4 protein-coding genes are annotated in these 4,912 nt (G+C 71.9%); 3 read left to right on the top strand and 1 reads right to left on the bottom strand.

All coding sequences use genetic code 11. The features are described 5' to 3' along the window. Positions 1-259 precede the first annotated feature (259 nt). Positions 260-1,237: a LuxR C-terminal-related transcriptional regulator gene (locus ACWEKS_RS48795; RefSeq protein WP_452346518.1), complete on the bottom strand. Its 978-nt coding sequence runs from the start codon at positions 1,235-1,237 to the stop codon at positions 260-262. 156 nt (positions 1,238-1,393) lie between these two features. Between ACWEKS_RS48795 and ACWEKS_RS48790 the strand changes: the two genes are divergently transcribed. Genes ACWEKS_RS48790 through ACWEKS_RS48780 form a run of 3 tightly spaced genes read left to right on the top strand, consistent with a single transcriptional unit; the run spans position 1,394 to position 4,531 of the window. After that, positions 1,394-2,818: an amidase gene (locus ACWEKS_RS48790; RefSeq protein WP_452346517.1), complete on the top strand. Its 1,425-nt coding sequence runs from the start codon at positions 1,394-1,396 to the stop codon at positions 2,816-2,818. A 55-nt stretch (positions 2,819-2,873) separates the two neighbouring features. Then, a complete protein-coding gene (locus tag ACWEKS_RS48785; protein WP_452346516.1) occupies positions 2,874-3,524 on the top strand; it encodes a hypothetical protein in 651 nt (216 codons plus the stop codon). Further along, a complete protein-coding gene (locus ACWEKS_RS48780; RefSeq protein ID WP_452346515.1) occupies positions 3,521-4,531 on the top strand; it encodes a nucleotidyl transferase AbiEii/AbiGii toxin family protein in 1,011 nt (336 codons plus the stop codon). The genes ACWEKS_RS48785 and ACWEKS_RS48780 overlap by 4 nt, the downstream gene beginning before the upstream one ends. Positions 4,532-4,912 lie beyond the last annotated feature (381 nt).

Raw genomic sequence — 4,912 nt, 5'->3', positions numbered from 1 at the left:
GCCCGCACCGCGTGGGACTCGTACCGCCTCGGCCGCGAGTCCCGCCCCACCACCCAGCGCCGGCCCCGGTCCACCGGCGGCCCCCACGACAACCCATGTACACCCCGCCCACCCACCCGCCCCCCCCCCCCCCCCACCACTTCGTCTTCTCCGGCCATGCCCCACAGCAGGCGGATCCATCCCGGGTATCGGGCGCTCTCCACGTCGTAGAGCTGCAGATCGAGCGGGACCCCGGTGGCCACTTCCTGTTCCGAGCCGATCAGCGCGCGGCCTCGACCTCTAGGCCCCAGCGCACCGCGGTGGTGGCGGCGACGGTTCGGTTGGGCGCGTTCAGTTTCCGCAGGATGCGTTCGATATGGGTGGCGATGGTGGAGGGTTCGACGCCGAGGTCGGCGGCGATCCGGGCATTGGATCCGCCCGCCGGGAGCAGCGCGAGGACCTCGAGTTCGCGCAGGGTGAGCGCGTGCGGCGGGTCGATCCGGCGGTAGGCGACCCGGGTGCCGCCGGAGCGGGCCGGGCGCATCCGTGTGCGGTAGACCTCCCCGACGGCGATCAGGAGATAGTCACGCGGACAACCGGATTCGGCCACCGACCGCGCGAGCTGGAATCCGGCGGTACCGGCCGCGAACAACCTCGCTGTGGCGAACTCCGTCACCGCGTGCACGTCATTCCCGGGGCCGACGAGCACCACCGATTCCCCGGGATCGACCGCGGTCTCGGGGCTGCGGCACGGATCGAGCGCCGCGCCGACCACGTCGGCGAGCAGGGCGAGCGCGGTCATCGACGACCGCGAGAACGGCACGCCCGCAGTGCCACTCATGTTCAGCATGCCCAGGTAGCGGCCGTCCACGCCGAACAACGGCTGGGTGAGGCCCTGCCGGTAACCGAGCGGCACGATGACCCGTTCGAACACCGGTCCGGAGCGGGCCGTGGCCGGAACCGTACCCAGTTCGAGGGGTACCCGCTCGTCGCGGAGCCGCGTGAACAGCGGGTGCGTGTGCAGGCAGGTATCGATGACTTCGAGCGCACCCGGCGGATAGCCGACACCGGCCGCCGTGCGATGCACTCCGGCGACCGGATCGAACCGTGACAGCGCCGCGTGCTCGAAGGCGACGACCCGCGACAGCTCGAACAGCACCCGGCCCAGACCCGGCCGGTCCGGTGTCGCCGCCGCGATCGACGTCCGGACCCGCAGGGCGACGGCCGGGTCCAGACTCTCATCAGATGCGGCAACCATCCGGCCAGTATGACGCCCGTCACGATTCCCGCGGCCACGGGACGGTGTGCGGACAGCGCCCGGACCGCCGAACCGCGTCCGTCGATCGACGGATGCCGCACCCGGCGCGGCGACCTACGTTCTGGCGCACCAGCACACAGCACCGGGAGGTTTCCGATGGATATCGCCGACTACGCGGCACACGACGCGACGGGTCTCGCCACCCTCATGCGGCAGGGACAGGCCGGGGCCGCCGAGGTCCAGGCTGCGGCGGCGGCCGCGATCGCCCAGGTCGATCCCCAGCTCGGGGCGGTCGTGGGCGAGGTGTTCGAGCGGCCGCTGGACTACGACCCGTCCGGTCCGTTCGCCGGCGTGCCGTTCGCGATCAAGGATCTGATCATCCACGCTGCGGGCGTGCCCCAGCGCAATGGCAGCCGGTTGTTCGGCGAGGGTGTGGCGCACCCGCACGACACCGCGCTGATGGCCCGCTTCCGGCGCGCGGGCCTGGCCACCATGGCGGTGACCACCTCCCCCGAGCTCGGTTTCAACGCCACCACCGAGGCCCGCGCCTATGGTGCGCCCACCCGGAATCCGTGGGATCCGGCGCGCAGCGCGGGCGGATCCAGCGGTGGCGCAGCCGCCTTGGTGGCTGCCGGGGCGCTGCCGGTCGCGCACGCCAATGACGGCGGCGGATCCATCCGTATCCCGGCGGCGGTGTGCGGACTGGTCGGGCTGAAGCCGAGTCGCGGACGGGTCTCCGCCGCACCCGATTACGCCGATCCGCTGCTCGGCATGGGTGTGGAGTTCGCGGTCACCCGGACGGTGCGGGACTGCGCGGGCCTGCTCGACGCCGTGCACGGCAGCGAACCCGGGGACAAGTACCTGTTCCCCGCCGAGCCGGCCGACTTCCGCACGCTCATCACCCGGCCCGCGCCCATACTGCGCATAGCCGTGACCGCCGACCTGTCGCACGCCGATCCGGACTGCGCCCGGGCGGTCGCGGACGTCGCCCGCGAACTGGCCGACATGGGGCATCAGGTCGAACTGGCCGATCCCGCTGTCGATTACGAGGCGTTCCACCGCGCCAACCTCGACGCCTGGTGCAGTTTCCTCGCCGACGCCGTCGCCACCGCCGCGGCCGCGCTGGGCGTCACGCCGGGCGCCGATCACCTCGAGGCCACCACCCGCGCCTGTGTCGCCCACGGCGCCACCCGCACCGCGGCCGATCTGTACGCGGTCGAGTCGACCTTCAATACGGCTCGCCGCGCGGTGGCCCGGCTGCTCACCGACTACGACCTCTACCTCACCCCCACCACCGCGCGCCCGGCGCTGCCGCTGGGCCACCTCGACGCCGACGATCCGGCGCTGACCGCGCCCGAGTGGTATCGCAAGATCTTCGAATTCGGCTCGTACACCGCACTGTTCAATGCCACGGGCAACCCGGCCATCTCGCTGCCGCTGGGCCGATCGGCCTCGAACCTTCCGGTCGGTGTGCAGTTCGTCGCCGGCTACGGCCGGGAGGCCACCCTGCTCGCGATCGCCGCCGACCTGGAGCGCCGACTCCCCTGGCACCGGCGGCGCCCCGGGCTCTACGCGCACTGATCCGGCGCCCGAAAACCCTGCGACGGCACGGCGGTGGGTTTGCGAGGATGGCGCGGTGACCGCGACCGCTCCCCCGATCTTCCACGGCGACTTCGAAGCCCACCTCACCGTGCGCGCGACCGATGCCGGACGCCTCGAACGGTACGCCGCCGCACAGGGATTGAAGTTCGTGCACATCGTGCTGGAGCGCGGCCGCGTCATCGACCAGCCGATGCTCACCGTCCACGCCGCGGGATCGCTTCCCGCGGTTGCGGATTCGGTAGCGGCGCTCACCGCGCGGCTCGGTGCCGCGGGATTCGAGGTGGTCCGCACCAAGATCGAGGCGACACCCTGGGCGGCAGGCGTGCCCGCCACCGATGACGCCGCCGTCGCATTGGGTGCCGGCTACTACTTCGAGCACCACATCAAACTGCTGCTCACACCCGGCACCGAAGTGCGCGCACTCGCCCGCCTCGCCACCGCCCACACCGCACACCTGTCCGCCAATGCCCGCCGCACCCGGCCCGACGGCCGCACCGAGCGGTTCGTCACTCAACGCTGCCGCCTGGTCGGCGACGCCACCGCCACCGCCCGCCACACCGCCCTGCTGACCGCGCTGCAAGCGAACAACTACGAAGTACTCTCCGCCGAACGTGAATTCGTCGTCCTCGACACCGACGAGTCGATCGACGCCGGCTGGATCACCGACGGAGGGAATCGGCCATGACGACCACACCGTGGACCGCCCTGGGGCCCGGCCCGTGGAAGCCCACCGCCGTGGTCCCGGCCCAGCCGCCGTCCCCAGCGGACAGGGAACTACGCGACCTGCCCCGCACGCTGCTGCCGGTCGCCGGCGACGGCGTCCTGCAGCGGCCGGTCTTCGATCCCGCCATGGCGGAGCATCGCATGGGAATGCGCTTGAGCGAACCGCACTTCGACGACGCGGACCTGGCCGCGGGCTGGTTCGCCGCTCGCCGTGACGCCCTCGATGCCGTGCTGGCGGCCATCGCCGATTCTCCCTGGACCGACCACCTGGTATTGCGCGGCAGCGTCGTGCTCGGCGCCTGGTTCGGCGACCTGGCCCGCGAGCCCGGCGACGTGGATTTCATCGTGCTGCCCACCGAATGGGAGTTCCACAGCGACCTCACCGACAGCATGCTCGCCGATATCGCTGCCCGGGTGGCCGCGGCCGCCGAGGCCTCCGAGTCGATCCGTCTCCACGCCGGCGAGGCCGTCGATGCCGACATCTGGACCTATGACCGCGTCCCCGGTCGCCGTCTGGTCGTGCCCTGGACCGCCCTCGATGCCCGGATCCCCTCCGGCACCGTGCAATTGGACTTCGTGTTCAACGAACCCCTGCCCGAACCGCCGCGCTGGACCGAGATCCCTCGCCTGGGCCGCCCCGGCCCGGCCACCGCCATGCTCGCGGCCGGCCCGGAACTGTCGCTGGCGTGGAAACTGCTGTGGCTCACCGACGACCGCTTCCCCGAGGGTAAGGACCTCTACGACGCCGTCCTGCTCGCCGAGCACTGCACGCCGACGCCGGAACTGCTTCGCGCGGTCACCCCGGACACCCGGTTCATCCAGCTGCGGCAGATCGCCATCGACGCCGACTGGGCCGAGTTCGCGAAGGACCGCCCGGACCTGGCGGACCAGCAGGACGCCTTCGCCCGGCGGCTGACCGAAGCCCTCGCGCCGGCCTTCCCCCCGGAGGAGGTCGGCGAGCAGCGCTGACAGGGATTGCCGCTCGTGCGCTGAATTTCTGTGACCGGTGGGCGGGGCGCGGCTGGAGAGGGCGGAATCGGCAAGACGGCGTTGGCCGACGCACGCTGCAAGGCATTTCCGCGGTGTCCGCGCAGGAGACCGTTGTCATTCCGGGACCCGGCGGCGTCTACTCGTCCTGCAGCTGAACGCCACCAGCAACCAGGACCAGGCCGGGGTGCTGCAGTCGGCCATCGACCAGCAGATCACCATCACGGTCTGAGGAGCGAGGCCCGGCAACGCAGCAGGGCCGGTGTCCGTCTCCTGGCCCCGGTCGAGACCGGATCCGGTCTCGACCGCCCCCCCCCCCCGGCGGGTGGGGGCGAACCCAAGCAGGCCCCACGCCACAGCACA

This window comes from Nocardia sp. NPDC004711 (assembly GCF_053601595.1).
Note: the sequence above shows the minus strand (reverse complement) of the source record. Positions and strands in the feature narration are given on the sequence as shown.